Here is a 14931-nt window from a genome sequence, read left to right on the forward strand (position 1 = left end):
GGTAAAGATCAGGGTTCACCCCGAGACCGCCCCTCACGCAGGTCAGGTGTCCAACCCACTGCAGCGTGCGACTGGCGTAAACTCGCGAAGTTCCATCCCGTACGCCGAAGGAGCACGTCCGCAGTGTCTACGACCCGTTTCCCCGCTCGCGATCTCGCGCATGTAGCCGTCTTCGCCGCACTCATCATCGCGCTGGGCCTACCCGGGTCGATCAACATCGGCATTTCCGGCGTACCGATCACACTTCAGTCCATGGGCGTCATGATGGCCGGCGCTCTGCTCGGACCGCGCAAGGGTGTTCTCGCCGTCCTGACGGTCATCGCCCTGGGACTGGTGGGGCTACCGGTCCTTGCCGGCGGTCGCACCGCACTCGTGTCTCTTTCGAGCCCGACGGCCGGATTCCTCATCGGTTGGATCCCGACGGCATTCGTCATCGGGTGGCTGACTGCAAAGATGCTGCCCAAGTACCGGATCATCGCGGGCATCGGCATCAACCTCCTCGGCGGGGTTGTCATCCTCTACGCCTTCGGCATCGTCGGAATGATGGTCCGCGGACACATGAGCTTCGTGGCCGCCTGGTCGGCCAACGCTGCCTTCATTCCTCTCGACGCGGCAAAGGCCGTGGTCACCGCGCTCGTCGCGTCCCAGGTCCATCGCGCATATCCGGCACTCCTGCGTGATTCGGTGATCTCGTCCACCAAGACCGTGGTGGCGAATTAATCTCCGATGAGTGAGATCGTCTTCGAGAACGTCGGCCACAGCTTCGGTGAACGAACAGTCCTGCAGCAGATAGATCTGCGACTGAGCGAGCAGCGAATCGGGATCGTGGGAGCGAACGGAAGCGGCAAGTCGACCCTCGCTCGCATGATCAACGGCCTGGTCGTTCCTACCGAAGGGCGCGTCCAGGTGAACGGCCTGGATACCGCGAAGAAGGGCCGCGACGTACGCAAGCAGGTCGGGTTCGTCTTCACCGATCCCAACCATCAGATCGTGATGCCAACGGTGGCCGAGGACATCGAATTCTCGCTGCGCCGTAGCGATTTGGGTAAAACCGAGCGCGCCGCCAAGGTCAGCTCGGTCCTGCAGCGCTACGGTCTCGCCGGGCACGCCGACCATCCCACTCACCAGCTTTCCGGTGGGCAGAAGCAGCTACTCGCGCTCGCGGCCATCATGGTGACAGAGCCGAACGTACTCGTCGCCGACGAGCCCACCACGCTCCTCGATCTTCGCAACTCGCGACTAATCAGCTCGCTGTTCGAGTCACTCGATCAACAACTGATCGTCGTGACCCACCAACTCGACCTCCTCGAATCATTCGAACGGGTGTTGGTTGTCGACCAAGGCCGTGTCGTCGCCGACGGCTCCCCCGCCGACTCGATCGGCCATTACCGGTCGTTGGTCTCGTGACCACTCTCGGCGTCTACCGGCCGGGCACATCGCTCCTGCACCGGATGCCGACGGGGATCAAGCTCCTCGCATTGATCGTGGCGATCCTGGCCGTCTCGATCTTCGTACGTGAGCCGTGGCAACTCGCAGCTCCCACGATCGTCGTCGTCGCCCTGTACGTCATTGCGCGCATCCCGCCGATGACGGCGATTCGGCAGCTGCAACCCGCACTGTGGATGTTGCTGTTCATCGGCGCGTTTCAGCTGGTGGTCGCGGGGTGGCAGCGAGCCGCCGTCGTGTGCGGCGTCTTGATCATCTCGATCGCATTCGCGGCGATCATGGGTCTGACCACGCGGATCTCGGAGATGCTCGACGCGATCACCAGATTCCTGACACCCCTGCGACGCTTCGGCGTCAATCCCGAACGGATCGCCTTGCTCCTGGCAATGACTATCCGATGCATTCCGCTGATGTTCGAGGTCATCACACAGGTGTCCGAAGCACGCAAGGCACGAGGGCTCGGCTTCTCGCTGCGTTCCTTCGCAGTGCCGGTCATCGTCGGCACCCTGATGACCGCAGATGCGATGGGTGAAGCATTGGCAGCCCGCGGCGCCGACGACTGAGCGCCGATCAGACCAGGACTGTCAGTTGTATTTGCGGGTGATGTCGTCCACCTCGCCGATGGCGTCGGCAAGCGCCGAAAGTCGCTCGGCGGCCGCGTGCAGCGCCGAGAGTTCCCGGTTGAATCCCACGAGCGCCGAAGGGCTGTGAGGCGCAGTCAGCGCGGCGGCTGAGGTCACCAGATCCTCGTATTGGTCCAACCCCGACTGCAACTCACGAACTGCGCTGTCGATTGTGGGATCCAGAGGCTCAGTCACTTTGGGCGTTGCGGCCACCGCACGTTCCATCGCCACCACGTCCGAAGACACCGCGAACATCGCTCTGAGTGCCGAATCGGCGGTAGCGGTGATTTCGTCCAGCTCACCGGGGTCGATGGTGTCGGCGCGTCTGAGAACACTCAATATCTCGAACAGCGACGTCTCGGCACCGATGAGGCGCGACATCGGAATGAACGCGCGAGACGACGACGGTGGCAATCGTCTGCGAATCGGCGCCGACGGCGGAGGACCGGAGCTCATCGAACGGTAACGGCCGACCGCGATGACGGCGGGAACCGCGAACAGTGCCGCTCCCCCGCCCGCCACGACCACCGACCACTCGGGAGCCGCCGCAACCGCGAGGCCGGCGGTGCCGACCACTGAACCGCCGGACATGAATCCCCATCGCTGCGCCCGCCGACGCGCACGGGCACGCTTGCGCTCGAACTTGGCGCGCGGATCCTGCCACCGCCGAGCGGCATCCGCCGCAGACAGACCGACCTCGCGCAATGTATCCGCGGTGCGTCCCAACGATCCGAAAGCGCCGGATACGGAAACGGGAACGGCCGACCGGGGCTCGCGCCCAGATCGACCGTCTCGCGAAGAAAACATCAGAGCATCACTGCCGACATCGAGAATTCGGCTACTGCCCGGTCTGACCGGCAGCCGGGGGCTGCTTCTCGACGGACGGAGTCGCGGGAGTGGCTGCTGCACCGCCGGAAGGCAGTGCCTCGCCCTTCATGGATGCTCGAATCTGCTCGAGGCGGCTGTGCCCTGCCATCTGGACCGAGGCCTGCTGGACCTCCATCATGCGGCCCTGGACGGAGTTCTGGGCGAGCTCGGCCGAGCCGAGTGCGTCAGCATAGCGGCGCTCGATCTTGTCGCGCACAGCATCGAGGCTGGGTGTGTTGCCGGGAGCCGACAGCGTGCTGTCCATGGATCGAAGCGACTCGCTCACGCGCTCCTGCATCTTGGCCTGCTCGAGCTGGCTGAGCAGCTTGGTGCGCTCGGCAACCTTTGCCTGCAGGGTCATCGCGTTCTGCTCAACGGCCTTCTTGGCCTGAGCGGCTGCCTGCAAGGACTGGTCGTGCAGTGCCTTCAGATCCTCGACGCCCTGCTCGGCCGTCACCAACTGAGCCGCAAAAGCCTCGGCGGCATTGGTGTACTGGATCGCCTTGTCGTTGTCGCCGGCAGCAGCAGCCTGATCGGCAAGATTGACGGCTTGGCGCGCGTTGGCGTTGAGCTTCTCGACCTCGTCGAGCTGACGACTGAGCTTCATCTCGAGTTGACGCTGATTACCGATCACCGACGCAGCCTGCTGGGACAACGCCTGATGCTGGCGCTGTGCGTCCTCGATCGCCTGCTGAATCTGAACCTTTGGATCTGCCTTCTCATCGATCTTCGAATTGAAGAGCGCCATCAGGTACTTCCAGCCCTTGACGAAAGGATTAGCCATTGGTTTGATCCTGCCTCCATCTGATGCGCCGCGCCGAACGCGACCCGGAGCGCGACCGTCGCGCACCGAAACAAGGGCTGCGCCCTATCTGCTCTGACCCCACCTGCTGGAAACCGGCGGTTACGTACAAAATCTATCGGTTACTGCCGGTAGTGGCTACGCCGCCGCCAACCTTCGAGCGTTCGGTGCCGGAATCACGACACGTGTGTCGCGTGCGATAGTCGGCGAACCGGAAGCCGAGACAGTGCCGGATGCCGACACGGCAGGTTCGGTGACCTGTCGACCAGCTACCGGAGAGCTCTTCTTGGTGGCCAAGGTCTCGCTCACATCGACCAGCACGTCGGACAGTGGGACTGCGAGCGCATCACAGATCGCTGCCAACAGTTCGCTCGATGCTTCCTTACGTCCACGTTCCACTTCGGACAGATAGCCCAAGCTCACACGCGCGCTGTTCGACACCTCACGTAGCGTGCGGCTTTGCGAAACGCGCGTACGCCGGAGACTGTCACCGATTGCCTCACGCAATAGCAGCGCCATCTCGCTCCTCCTTCATCCGTGACCTCATCGTGCATGGTCGTACGTCTTCACAATCGTCAACGTCCGAACACATCCGATTGGTTCCCGAGCCTATCGTGCCGCACGCTCTACGACACGATCACGCAACCGCGACACGGCCGTCGCGACTGCCGTTGTCCGAATCTCCCACCGTTCGCCGCCGAGCGCGAGCGGTACGCATTCGGTTCCGTCCGGGCCGGCGATACCGAGAAACACCGTTCCGACCGGGTGTCCGTCCTGCTCGCTCGGACCGGCAACTCCGGTCAGTCCGATACCCCAGTCGGCACCGCACCTCGTCCGGGCGCCGAGCGCCAAGGCCACGGCGGTGCTCTCGGACACGGGACCGTCTGACGCCAGGCGCTCGGGATCCACGCCCGCCAGCGTTGCTTTCAGGTCGGTCGCATACACGACCAGGCCCCCACGCAGCACCGCGCTCGACCCCGGCACGGACGCGACCGCAGCCGTGAACAATCCGGCCGTCAAAGATTCAGCGGCGGCGACCGTCTGCCTCGCGGCGGCGAGAGCGTCGACGAGTTCGACCACTCCGAGTCCGAGCAGCGGGTCGGTCATGACTCGACTGCGCGGACTCCGGCGCGAAGCCTGATCGCCTGCACGATGTATTCGATTCCCGTCGCCACCGTCAGTACGACGGCAGCAGCCATCAGCAGTCCGCTGACGATGTCCCAACTGCTCGGCAGCGGGCAGAGGTAGAAGCCGATCGCGACGGCCTGGACGAGTGTCTTGAGCTTGCCGCCCTTGCCTGCCGGGATGACCGCGTGCCGCAAGACCGCGAACCGCAACAGCGTGATTCCGAGTTCTCGGGCGATGATCACTCCGGTCACCCACCACGACAGATCGCCGAGAACCGAGAGCCCGATGAGCGCGGCTCCGATCAAGGCCTTGTCCGCGATCGGGTCCATGAGTTTCCCGAAATCGGTGACCAGACCGTACTTCCGAGCCAATTGGCCGTCGATCCGATCCGTGATCGCGGCGACGATGAACACGCCCATCGCTCCGAGACGCCACCACGTCGAGTGTCCGCCGTCGACGAACAGAACAACGAGAAACACCGGAACGAGAACCATTCGCACCATCGTGAGAATGTTCGCGATGTTCAGCAACGGAACCGGGTTGTCCGCGACAGGTGTGCCGTCGGACGGACCGACGGCGGCGCGATGGGCGTCGGTCTGATCGCGCGGGGTACTCATCGGATCACCGCACGGGCGGTGAGCCGAACCCGGGATACAGCCGAGCGGCGCGGGAATTGCGTGGGGCGGACAGGCACGCGACTTAGAATATCGGTAGGGCCATTGACTAATGTGCACCACATGACTTCGACCGCGCCGACCTATACCGAGAGCCAGTTGATCGTGCGTCGCGCGCGAACGTCGGACATCCCCGAAATCAAGCGCCTGATCGACATCTACGCCGGCAAGATCCTGCTCGAGAAGAATCTCGTGACGCTGTACGAGGCTGTCCAGGAGTTCTGGGTCGCTGAGCGGGGTGACCAGGTAATCGCTTGCGGCGCACTGCATGTGCTGTGGGCAGACCTGGGTGAGATCCGCACCGTCGCAGTCGATCCGACGGCCAAGGGGCAGGGTGCGGGTTTCCACGTCGTCGACAAACTCATCGAGGTCGCCAAGGAATTGGAGTTGGAACGACTGTTCGTTTTGACGTTCGAGACCGAATTCTTCCACCGTCACGGATTCGCGGAGATCGACGGCACTCCCGTCACCGCCGAGGTCTATGCCGAAATGTGTCGTTCCTACGACGCCGGCGTCGCCGAGTTCCTCGATCTGAGCTATGTGAAACCCAACACACTCGGCAATACTCGCATGCTCCTGACTCTCTGAACCGTTCAGACTCTTCACACATCCCTGTCTCGATCCCCGTCCCGAAAGCGGTTCACGATGTCGTTGTTCCTCGTCGAATACACCTATGCGCCCGAGAAGAATCCTCAGCGCGACGAACTCCGCAGCGATCACCGCGCGTGGCTCGCCGATCTGGTTTCCCGCTCGATCGTGTTGTCGTCAGGTCCGTTTGCAGATGGAAACGGCGCGCTGATCATCGTCGACGCCGCTGACACCGATACCGTTTCGCTTCTCTTCACCCACGATCCCTTCGCGATCGCCGACCTGATCGAAAACGTCCGGATCACCGAGTGGGTGCCGGTTCTAGGCCAGTTCAGCGCCTGACGGACACAGGCCCCGGCTTTACTCCCCGGCCCGGTCGCGAGTCTTCAACAGGCTCGCGACCGTTGTCACCGCCAGCACTCCGATGATCACTCCGAGTGAGAGTGCCGTCGAGATTTCCGGCACCGAGACGTGTTCACCGCCGTTGACGAACGAGAGCGTGTTCTCGTGCAACGCGTGCAGTACCAGTTTCACGCCGATGAACGCCAGAATTATCGAGAGCCCGTACGAGAGGTAGACGAGTCGTTCGAGCAACCCGCCGATCAGGAAGTACAGCTGCCGTAGGCCCATCAGCGCGAAGGCGTTGGCGGTGAACACCAGGTACGGTTCCTGCGTCAGACCGTAGATCGCCGGAATCGAATCGAGCGCGAAGAGCACGTCGGCAAACCCGATCGCGATGAGCGCCAACAACAACGGTGTCACGACGCGCTTGCCGTCGATACGGGTGATCAGTTTGTCCCCGTCGTATTCCTCGGTGGTGGGCAGCACCCGCTTCACGAGCGAGATGATGCGACTGTCGCGCTTCTCCTCCGCTTCCTTCTCGTGGCCGTGATCGCGGATCAGGGTGTACGCGGTGTAGATCAGAAATGCACCGAAAAGGTAGAACACCCAGCTGTACGCATTGATGGCGGCCGCGCCGACGCCGATGAAGATTCCGCGCATCACCAGCGCGAGGACGATGCCGATCAGCAGCACTTTCTGCTGGAACTCTCGCGGGACGGCGAACGTCGACATGATGATCACGAAGACGAACAGATTGTCTACCGAGAGCGCCTTTTCCGTGACGTAGCCGGCGAAGTACTCACCGCCGTACGTCGTACCCCAGATCCACATCACCACCAGGCCGAAAACGATGGCTATCGAAATGTAGACCGTCGACCAGAATGCCGACTCCCGGAACGTCGGCGCATGTGGAGTGCGGACGTGGGCGAAGAAGTCGAAGACGAACAGGCCGAGGATCACCACGATCGTGATTCCCCAAGCCAACGGCGTCACATGCACGGGTTCCTCCGGTCGTCTGTCGACGGCTTGTCCGCCGACGTGTCGCTACTCGTCTGCGGGTGCCTCGTCCGGGTCGCCACCGCGAATCGACCACAGCAGACCGTCGAGTTCCTCAGGCTTCATCAAAACCTCGCGTGCCTTGGAGCCCTCGCTGGGGCCGACGACGCCACGATTTTCCATGAGATCCATGAGTCGGCCGGCCTTGGCGAACCCGACGCGCAGCTTGCGCTGCAGCATCGACGTCGAACCGAATTGACTCGTGATAACCAATTCCACGGCCTGCAAGAGGACGTCCATGTCGTCGCCGATGTCGGGGTCGACGTCCTTCTTCTCCCCGGCCTTCTGTGCGGTGACACCTTCGGTGTACTCGGGCTCGGCCTGGTTCTTCGCGAAGTCGACAACCGCAGAGATTTCCTCGTCGGTGATGAACGCGCCTTGCATACGGGTCGGCTTGCCGGCGCCCATGGGCAGGAACAAGCCGTCACCCATACCGATGAGCTTCTCGGCGCCGGGCTGATCGAGGATGACTCGCGAGTCCGTGAGCGAGGACGTCGCGAACGCCAGACGCGAAGGCACGTTGGTCTTGATCAGGCCGGTGACGACGTCGACGGACGGGCGCTGCGTTGCCAGCACCAAGTGGATACCGGCCGCACGGGCCTTCTGGGTGATGCGGACGATTGCTTCTTCGACGTCGCGCGGAGCGGTCATCATGAGGTCGGCCAACTCGTCCACGATCGCCAGGATGTACGGGTACGGGCGGTAGACGCGCTCGCTGCCCAGCGGCGCGGTGATTTCCCCGGACTTGACCTTGGAGTTGAAGTCGTCGATGTGACGCACTCGGTTAGCCTGCATGTCCTGGTAGCGCTGTTCCATCTCCTCGACCAACCAGGCCAGCGCTGCCGCTGCCTTCTTGGGCTGAGTAATGATCGGCGTGATCAGGTGCGGGATACCTTCGTACGGCGTGAGCTCGACCATCTTGGGGTCGATGAGGATCATCCGTACTTCTTCCGGCGTCGCGCGGGTCAGCAGCGAGACGAGCATCGAGTTCACGAAGCTCGACTTACCCGAGCCGGTCGAACCTGCCACCAGCAGGTGGGGCATCTTCGCGAGGTTCGCACTGACGAAGTCACCTTCGATGTCCTTACCCAGACCGATCACCAGTGGATGGTGATCGCGTCGGGTGCTCGGCGCGTTCAGCACGTCGGCGAGGCGAACCATTTCACGGTCGGAGTTCGGTACCTCGATACCCACCGCGGACTTACCCGGAATGGGGGCGAGGAGGCGGACGTTGTCGGTTGCCACCGCGTAGGCGATGTTGCGGGCGAGCGCAGTGATCTTCTCGACCTTCACGCCGGGGCCGAGTTCGACCTCGTAGCGCGTCACTGTCGGTCCGCGGGTGAATCCCGTAACGGCGGCGTCGATCTTGAACTGTTCGAGGACCTCGCTGATCGCTTCGATCATCGCGTCGTTCGCAGAACTGCGGAGCTTGGGCGGATCGCCCTCGATCAGCAACGTCGTCGGCGGGAGGTTGTAGTCGCCGTCGGTGACCCGATCGGTGACGAAGTGTTCCTTCTCCTCCGGCTCGGGTTCGGGTTTCGGCACGGGCTTGGCGATGGGGACCGAACGTGCCGGCACCTTGGGCCGCGGCGCCGGCGTCTCCACGACGGGCGCTGCCGCAGCCACGACGGGCTCGTCGGGCTCTGCGGTTTCGTCAGCGTTCCACAGACCGAGTACTTCGGTTTTCTTGTCGCCGGATTCGAACTCGTCCGTCGGGTAGTTGTCGATCGGTGCGCGTCGGCTGGTCCGCTTGGCGGGCTTGAGCGGCGGCTCGGCATAGGTGTCGACCGGGTAGCCGTCGGCGTCGAACAGCGAAGGATCGTAAGCAGATTCGCCGTAGTGGTGCTCGCCGTCTTCTTCGAATTCGGATCCGTAGTCGCCGTATTCATCCGAGGGATACGAGGCACCGAAGAAGGACTGGAACTTGCTCGGGACCTCACGCAGAGTCGTTCCGGTCAGAAGCAGGATTCCGAATCCGGCGGCGATGACCAACAGCGGCGCCGACAGCCAGACGGTGAGTCCGTTGGTCAGCGGGCCTCCCACGACGTATCCGACGAACCCTGCGCCGTTGGAGCGGCCGGTGGCGTCTGTCGGCGATCCGGAGATGATGTGCCACAGGCCGAGCGCAGGCAGACCGACCAGCAGCGATCCCATGATCAGTCGAGGTCGGATCTCAGGTTTGGGTTCGGTGCGCATCAACAGGATCGCGAGGCCGACGCCGACGATGGGGAGCACAGCCGAAGCCGCGCCGAAGATCGCCCGCACGAGAGTGTCGATGCCACCGCCGATCGGACCTCCGGCCTTGAACCAGACTCCCCCGGCGATGACGACGCTGAATGCGATCAGGCCGAGCGCTATTCCGTCGCGGCGATGGCCGGCTTCGATCTCGCCGACCTTGCTGACCGTGCGCGTGGTGGCGCCGACACCGCGGGCAGCCAGGGACCACCCGGCGCCGATCCCCTTGCCGACCGCCGCCAACGGGCTGGCCCGCTGAGACGTTTTCGATACGGGTCGGCGCGAAGCCGAAGACGTACCGGACGACTTCTTCGGCGCCGGCTTGGAGCCTTTCCCCGAAGCGGGGCGGCCACCGGCTTTGGCCGACGTCGTGACATTTCGAGGAGTCGAGACGGTCCGCGTGGTGCGCGATGTGCGGGGTTTTGCGGTCGCCCGCGCGCTCGGCGCAGACGCTGACGACCTGGTCGATGCCCTGGACGTGGACGTGCTTGTACTGGATCCCCGGGCGCTCGACTTACCTGCCATGGAGTTCAGGCTAGTCTGTGCGACCCCATCTGGACCATCCGCAACACCAGCAACACCGGTCGCGAGTGCGAAACGTGATCTTCACAACCCGTCTGTCGAGTTCTACTCCGGTGGAAGGAGGCCATCAGAAACTGCGATCGAGCGCCATCACCGATTGAACGTCGCCAAGTTCGCCTTTAGCTTCGATCTGTACTTCGTTGCGACCGAAAGCGTGAAGAAGCAACTCGGCAGGTTCACCCTGCAAGACAACACTTCGAGAGCCGGATTTGTGGACGACCGCGCTCTCTCCGGACGGAAGTTCGAAAATCACCTCGACAGCGGCTTTGCGGTAGCCCATCTTGCCGATCTGCCGCGCGTACTTCCACAGTTGAGCCTGCCGTCCCTCCGACAACGGACGCGGCGCCCAATTCAGGTGTGCGCGTCGTACATCTTCGTGGTGGACGAACATTTCCGTGGTGTTGACCTGCGCGTCGAGCCAGTACATCGGCGACCACCGAGGCGGCCCGCTGCGAACGTCGTCGAGGATGTCCTCCCACGGACGCGCCGCTGCGGCCTTTCGCACGCTCTCGGTGTGACCGGCCAGAGGGCTGAACATGATTCCGGGAGCGGCGTCGAGACGCCGCTCCCGGACGATCAGATGTGCTGCCAGGTCACGATTGGTCCACTCCCCACACAGCGTCGGAGCATCGGGGCCGAATTCGACCATGCTGTCCACCAGGGCGAGTCGTTCGTCATGAGCGAAGGTCACCTTCGCCAAAGTACTCGAACCGGACCGGGTTCGAGCGCAAGCGACCTGCTGTGCCGATCTACGGAACCGCGATGACCGTCGGAATGATCATCGGACGGCGGCGGTACTTGTCCGCGACCCAGCGTCCGACGACGCGGCGCACGGACTGCGCGATGCGATGAGCGTCGATGACGCCTTCGCTCGCCAACCGTGCCAGGTCCGATTCCACGAGATCCGCGGCGGCCTTGAGGGCTGTCGGATCGTCGGAGAAACCGCGACCGGACACCTCGGGAGTGCTGACCGCGCGACCCGTCGACTCGTTGATGACGATGGTGATGGCGATGAAGCCGCCCTCACCGAGCACCAGGCGATCGGAAAGCGTCGGCTCACCGACGTCACCGACGGACAGACCGTCGACGTAGACGTGTCCGACCGGTACACGTCCGACGATCTCGGCGAGTCCGTCGACCATGTCGACCACGACGCCGTCCTCGGCCAGTACGATGCGCTCTTCCGGAACGCCGGTGGCCTTGGCAAGTGCAGCGTTGGCACGCAGATGGCGCCATTCACCGTGAACAGGCATGGCATTGGTGGGCCGAACCGCGTTGTAGAGGTAGAGCAACTCACCGGCGGACGCGTGGCCCGAGACGTGAACCTTGGCGCTCTGCTGCGTCACGACGGTGGCACCGCGCTTGGCCAAACCGTTGACCACGGCGAAAACGGAGTTCTCGTTGCCCGGGATCAGCGAGGACGCGAGAACGACCAGGTCGTTGGCGCGAATGTTGATCTGGCGGTGTTCGCCTCGTGCCATCCGCGAGAGCGCTGCCAACGGCTCACCCTGCGAACCCGTGGAGATCAGAACCAGACGATCGTCGGGAAGCGTCGCGGCAGTGTCGATGTCGACGACCAGGCCGTCGGGCACCGTGAGGTAGCCGAGATCCTGTGCGATCTGCATGTTGCGGACCATCGAGCGGCCGACGAAGACGATGCGGCGGTTATACCGAGCGGCAACGTCGACGACTTGCTGGATGCGGTGCACGTGACTGGCGAACGATGCGACGATGACGCGCTGCTTCGCCTTGCCGATGACGTTGTCGAGCACTCCCCCGATTTCACGCTCGGGCGTGACGAATCCCGGGACCTCGGCGTTGGTCGAGTCCACGAGGAACAAGTCGACACCCTCGTCGCCCAGGCGGGAGAAACCGGCGAGGTCGGTCAGGCGGCCGTCGAGAGGCAGCTGATCGAGCTTGATGTCACCGGTGTGCAGTACGACGCCGGCGTCGGTGCGAATCGCGATCGCGAGCGCGTCGGGAATCGAGTGGTTGACGGCGAAGTACTCGCAGTCGAACGGGCCGTGGGTGGTGGTGTTTCCTTCGACGACCTCGACGAGGTTCGGTCGCAGGCGATGCTCGCGGCACTTGGCGGCAACGAGGGCGAGAGTGAACCTGGCGCCGATGACCGGAATGTCCGCGCGCAGGCGCAGCAAGAACGGCAGAGCACCGATGTGGTCCTCGTGTCCGTGAGTCAAGATGACGGCTTCGACGTCGTCCATACGGTCTTCGATGTAGCGGAAGTCCGGGAGGATCAGGTCGACGCCAGGCTGCTGGTCCTCGGGAAACAGCACACCGCAGTCGACGATCAGCAGCTTGCCGCGGTGCTCGAACACCGTCATGTTGCGACCGATTTCACCGATGCCGCCGAGAGCGACGATGCGCAGACCTGATGCCGGCGCCTTCGGGGGTGTTCCGAGTCGGCCCGTGGGATCGACGGCCGGACGGTTCTCGGGGCGCTTGTTTCCGCGCCCGTTGCCCGCCTTCGACGCTGCCGGACGGTTGCCGCCGGAAGATTTGCGCGGCGACCTGTCTTCGGTCGACTTCTTGGGTGCAGCAGATTTGGTGGCAGCGGACTTGGTCGCTGCAGACTTCGTCGCTGCGGATTTGGTTGCTGCGGCCTTCTTGGGCGGGGCGGCTGCGGCGGGGGCCGCTTCTGCCGCCGGCGCAGCTGGTGCCTCTACCGGTGCGGCCTTCGCGACCGTTTCGGGAGCCGGAGGCGAAGGCGGACCGGCTTGACGACTGGCACTACGACGTCGGGGGGGACGGGTCATTTACAAAACTCCTGCCGCATGCAGATCGGCGGCAAGACCGTCGATCTGCTCTTTAGTGGGTGCAACCTGCGGAAGGCGTGGTTCTCCGACATCGATTCCGATGAGTCGCAGACCCGCCTTCGAAGCGCTGACACCGCCGAGGCGGGCAACGGAACGAATCACAGGGATCAAACTGAGGTTTATCTCGCGGGCGCGGGCGATGTCGCCGGACACGAACGCGGTGTGAAGGTCGCGGAGGCGACCCGGAACAAGATGGCCGATGACGCTGACGAAGCCGGTAGCACCGACAGCGAGCCACGGCAGGTTCAGCGGGTCGTCACCGGAGAAGAACTGAAGTTCGGTGGTGCCGATCAACTCTGCGCCGGCGTTGAGGTCGCCCTTGGCGTCCTTGACAGCCTTGATCCGCGGGTGCTCGGCGAGTCGGCGGATCGTCTCGGTCTCGATGGGGACGACGGAGCGGGGCGGAATGTCGTACAACATGACGGGCAGGTCGGTCGCGTTGGCGACGGCGGTGAAGTGTGCAAAAAGTCCGGCCTGGGGCGGACGCGAGTAGTACGGGGTGACGACGAGCAGACCGTGCGCTCCGGCGCGAGCCGCGTCACGGGCGAGTTCGACACTGTGGGCGGTGTCGTTGCTGCCGGCGCCTGCGACGATCTTCGCGCGGTTGCCGACGGCGTCGATCACCGCGCGGAGCAGGTCGAGCTTCTCGGACTCGGTGGTGGTGGGAGATTCACCGGTGGTACCGGCAAGGACAAGGCCGTCGCAGCCGTTGTCGACGAGATGGGCTGCGAGGCGCACTCCCGCGTCGACGTCCAACTTCCCGTCGGCAGTGAACGGGGTCACCATCGCAACGGAAATGGTGCCGAACGGACGCTCGACAAGAGAAGCGGAATCACCGTAGGTCATGGTCAGAAGGTTACCCGGTTCAGCTCTTACTTCTGCACACGAGTCACGACTCGGCCGCAAATGCACTGACGGCGATTTCCGATCCGTCGCTTCCGCGGAGAATCTCGTAGTCCCCGAACACATTTGGCGCGACGTCGCGAAGCTGACGCAGGCACTCGACCGCGACTCGCCGGATCTCGACATCCGCATGTTCGGTGGCACGCATCTCGACGAAGTGCCGCCAGGCCCGATAGTTCCCGGTCACGACCAAGCGAGTCTCGGTGGCGTTGGGCAGCACCGAGCGCGCAGCTTGCCTGGCTTGCTTCCCTCGCATCGGGGCGCCGGGCACTGATTGCAGTTTCCCTTCGAGGGCGGTGAGCAGTTCACCGTAAGCGCGACGGGTTTCGTCGGTGGCCGACAGAAACAGTGCTTCGAGTTCGGGATCGCCTTCGACAGCCGGAGGTACGACGACGTTCGCATCGTTCTCGCGGACGAATCGCTGCGAGAGTTGCGAGTACGAGAAGTGCCGGTGACGAATCAATTCATGAGTGCACGAGCGCGAGATACCGGTGATGTAGAAGCTCACGGTTGCATGCTCGAGCACTGAAACGTGTCCGACCTCGAGCAGATGCCTCAGGTAGCCGGCGTTGGTTGCCGTGCGCGGGTTCGGCTTGGACCAACTCTGATAGCAGGCTCGACCGGAGAACTCGACAAGTGCTTCGCCGCCGTCGGCGTCCGTCTCCCACGGAATGTCCTCGGGCGGGAAGAACTCGGACTTCGCCACCAACTGCACTTTCAGCGACACCGTGTTCGGCACAACCCACTCCTCGACAAGCACGAAACAACCAGCACGAAACCCGGACGCTGTTCGCCTCAGGTGCGGGGCAACTCTATAGCGGTCGACCGCCCTCCAGATCGAGTGACGTCAC

16 protein-coding genes are annotated in these 14931 nt (G+C 63.6%); 5 read left to right on the plus strand and 11 right to left on the minus strand.

What is annotated here, in order from left to right:
- The first annotated feature begins 123 nt into the window (after positions 1 to 123).
- Genes ACWF6P_RS24190 through ACWF6P_RS24200 form a run of 3 tightly spaced genes read left to right on the plus strand, consistent with a single transcriptional unit; the run spans position 124 to position 2009 of the window.
- Positions 124 to 720 carry a biotin transporter BioY gene (locus ACWF6P_RS24190; protein WP_378533464.1) on the plus strand — a complete coding sequence of 199 codons (597 nt, stop codon included), beginning with the start codon at positions 124 to 126 and terminating at the stop codon, positions 718 to 720.
- Positions 721 to 726: 6 nt separating this feature from the next.
- Positions 727 to 1407 (plus strand): energy-coupling factor ABC transporter ATP-binding protein, encoded by a 681-nt coding sequence (locus ACWF6P_RS24195; RefSeq protein WP_452622782.1) that lies wholly within the window; start codon positions 727 to 729, stop codon positions 1405 to 1407.
- Positions 1404 to 2009, plus strand: a complete 606-nt coding sequence (locus ACWF6P_RS24200) for an energy-coupling factor transporter transmembrane component T family protein (RefSeq protein WP_452622783.1) — start codon at positions 1404 to 1406, stop codon at positions 2007 to 2009. Before ACWF6P_RS24195 ends, ACWF6P_RS24200 begins: the two co-directional genes overlap by 4 nt.
- 21 nt (positions 2010 to 2030) lie before the next feature.
- Here the strand turns inward: ACWF6P_RS24200 and pspM are convergent, their stop codons facing one another.
- The 5 genes from pspM to pgsA form a co-directional block, all read right to left on the minus strand.
- Positions 2031 to 2876 (minus strand): phage shock envelope stress response protein PspM, encoded by an 846-nt coding sequence (pspM, locus tag ACWF6P_RS24205; protein WP_452622784.1) that lies wholly within the window; start codon positions 2874 to 2876, stop codon positions 2031 to 2033.
- Positions 2877 to 2907: 31 nt separating this feature from the next.
- Complete coding sequence (gene pspA / locus ACWF6P_RS24210) at positions 2908 to 3720, minus strand: phage shock protein PspA (RefSeq protein WP_003942098.1); 813 nt, start codon at positions 3718 to 3720, stop codon at positions 2908 to 2910.
- Positions 3721 to 3876: 156 nt separating this feature from the next.
- Positions 3877 to 4257 carry a helix-turn-helix domain-containing protein gene (locus ACWF6P_RS24215; RefSeq protein WP_230817130.1) on the minus strand — a complete coding sequence of 127 codons (381 nt, stop codon included), beginning with the start codon at positions 4255 to 4257 and terminating at the stop codon, positions 3877 to 3879.
- Between the two features lie 90 nt (positions 4258 to 4347).
- On the minus strand, positions 4348 to 4845 hold the full coding sequence (locus tag ACWF6P_RS24220; RefSeq protein WP_452622785.1) for a CinA family protein: 498 nt from the start codon (positions 4843 to 4845) through the stop codon (positions 4348 to 4350).
- The gene (pgsA, locus tag ACWF6P_RS24225) at positions 4842 to 5483 is read right to left on the minus strand and encodes a CDP-diacylglycerol--glycerol-3-phosphate 3-phosphatidyltransferase (protein ID WP_003942125.1); all 642 of its coding nucleotides are present in this window, start codon (positions 5481 to 5483) and stop codon (positions 4842 to 4844) included. Before pgsA ends, ACWF6P_RS24220 begins: the two co-directional genes overlap by 4 nt.
- A 120-nt stretch (positions 5484 to 5603) precedes the next feature.
- Between pgsA and ACWF6P_RS24230 the strand changes: the two genes are divergently transcribed.
- Both ACWF6P_RS24230 and ACWF6P_RS24235 read left to right on the plus strand, forming a co-directional pair.
- Complete coding sequence (locus ACWF6P_RS24230; RefSeq protein ID WP_019748183.1) at positions 5604 to 6128, plus strand: amino-acid N-acetyltransferase; 525 nt, start codon at positions 5604 to 5606, stop codon at positions 6126 to 6128.
- Between the two features lie 57 nt (positions 6129 to 6185).
- The gene (locus ACWF6P_RS24235) at positions 6186 to 6470 is read left to right on the plus strand and encodes a YciI family protein (protein ID WP_230817127.1); all 285 of its coding nucleotides are present in this window, start codon (positions 6186 to 6188) and stop codon (positions 6468 to 6470) included.
- Positions 6471 to 6488: 18 nt separating this feature from the next.
- On the opposite strand, the gene ACWF6P_RS24240 is transcribed toward ACWF6P_RS24235, so the two are convergent.
- From ACWF6P_RS24240 to thyX, 6 genes are all read right to left on the minus strand, one after another.
- On the minus strand, positions 6489 to 7469 hold the full coding sequence (locus ACWF6P_RS24240) for a TerC family protein (RefSeq protein WP_019748181.1): 981 nt from the start codon (positions 7467 to 7469) through the stop codon (positions 6489 to 6491).
- A 45-nt stretch (positions 7470 to 7514) separates the two neighbouring features.
- On the minus strand, positions 7515 to 10286 hold the full coding sequence (locus ACWF6P_RS24245) for a DNA translocase FtsK (RefSeq protein ID WP_452622786.1): 2772 nt from the start codon (positions 10284 to 10286) through the stop codon (positions 7515 to 7517).
- 124 nt (positions 10287 to 10410) lie between these two features.
- A complete protein-coding gene (locus tag ACWF6P_RS24250) occupies positions 10411 to 11034 on the minus strand; it encodes a TIGR03085 family metal-binding protein (RefSeq protein WP_283303926.1) in 624 nt (207 codons plus the stop codon).
- A 58-nt stretch (positions 11035 to 11092) separates the two neighbouring features.
- On the minus strand, positions 11093 to 13117 hold the full coding sequence (locus ACWF6P_RS24255) for a ribonuclease J (protein ID WP_452622787.1): 2025 nt from the start codon (positions 13115 to 13117) through the stop codon (positions 11093 to 11095).
- Positions 13118 to 14023: a 4-hydroxy-tetrahydrodipicolinate synthase gene (gene dapA / locus ACWF6P_RS24260; RefSeq protein ID WP_003942142.1), complete on the minus strand. Its 906-nt coding sequence runs from the start codon at positions 14021 to 14023 to the stop codon at positions 13118 to 13120.
- Between the two features lie 43 nt (positions 14024 to 14066).
- Positions 14067 to 14819: an FAD-dependent thymidylate synthase gene (gene thyX / locus ACWF6P_RS24265; RefSeq protein ID WP_452622788.1), complete on the minus strand. Its 753-nt coding sequence runs from the start codon at positions 14817 to 14819 to the stop codon at positions 14067 to 14069.
- Positions 14820 to 14931 lie beyond the last annotated feature (112 nt).

Source organism: Rhodococcus sp. NPDC055024, from assembly GCF_053608585.1.

Coding starts and splice junctions, on each gene's coding strand:
- ACWF6P_RS24245 (WP_452622786.1), bottom strand. CDS start 10,286: ATGGCAGGTAAGTCGAGCGCCCGGGGATCCAGTACAAGCACGTCCACG.
- ACWF6P_RS24195 (WP_452622782.1), top strand. CDS start 727: ATGAGTGAGATCGTCTTCGAGAACGTCGGCCACAGCTTCGGTGAACGA.
- pspM (WP_452622784.1), bottom strand. CDS start 2,876: ATGTTTTCTTCGCGAGACGGTCGATCTGGGCGCGAGCCCCGGTCGGCC.
- ACWF6P_RS24230 (WP_019748183.1), top strand. CDS start 5,604: ATGACTTCGACCGCGCCGACCTATACCGAGAGCCAGTTGATCGTGCGT.
- pgsA (WP_003942125.1), bottom strand. CDS start 5,483: ATGAGTACCCCGCGCGATCAGACCGACGCCCATCGCGCCGCCGTCGGT.
- pspA (WP_003942098.1), bottom strand. CDS start 3,720: ATGGCTAATCCTTTCGTCAAGGGCTGGAAGTACCTGATGGCGCTCTTC.
- ACWF6P_RS24235 (WP_230817127.1), top strand. CDS start 6,186: ATGTCGTTGTTCCTCGTCGAATACACCTATGCGCCCGAGAAGAATCCT.
- ACWF6P_RS24255 (WP_452622787.1), bottom strand. CDS start 13,117: ATGACCCGTCCCCCCCGACGTCGTAGTGCCAGTCGTCAAGCCGGTCCG.
- ACWF6P_RS24215 (WP_230817130.1), bottom strand. CDS start 4,257: ATGGCGCTGCTATTGCGTGAGGCAATCGGTGACAGTCTCCGGCGTACG.
- dapA (WP_003942142.1), bottom strand. CDS start 14,023: ATGACCTACGGTGATTCCGCTTCTCTTGTCGAGCGTCCGTTCGGCACC.
- ACWF6P_RS24220 (WP_452622785.1), bottom strand. CDS start 4,845: ATGACCGACCCGCTGCTCGGACTCGGAGTGGTCGAACTCGTCGACGCT.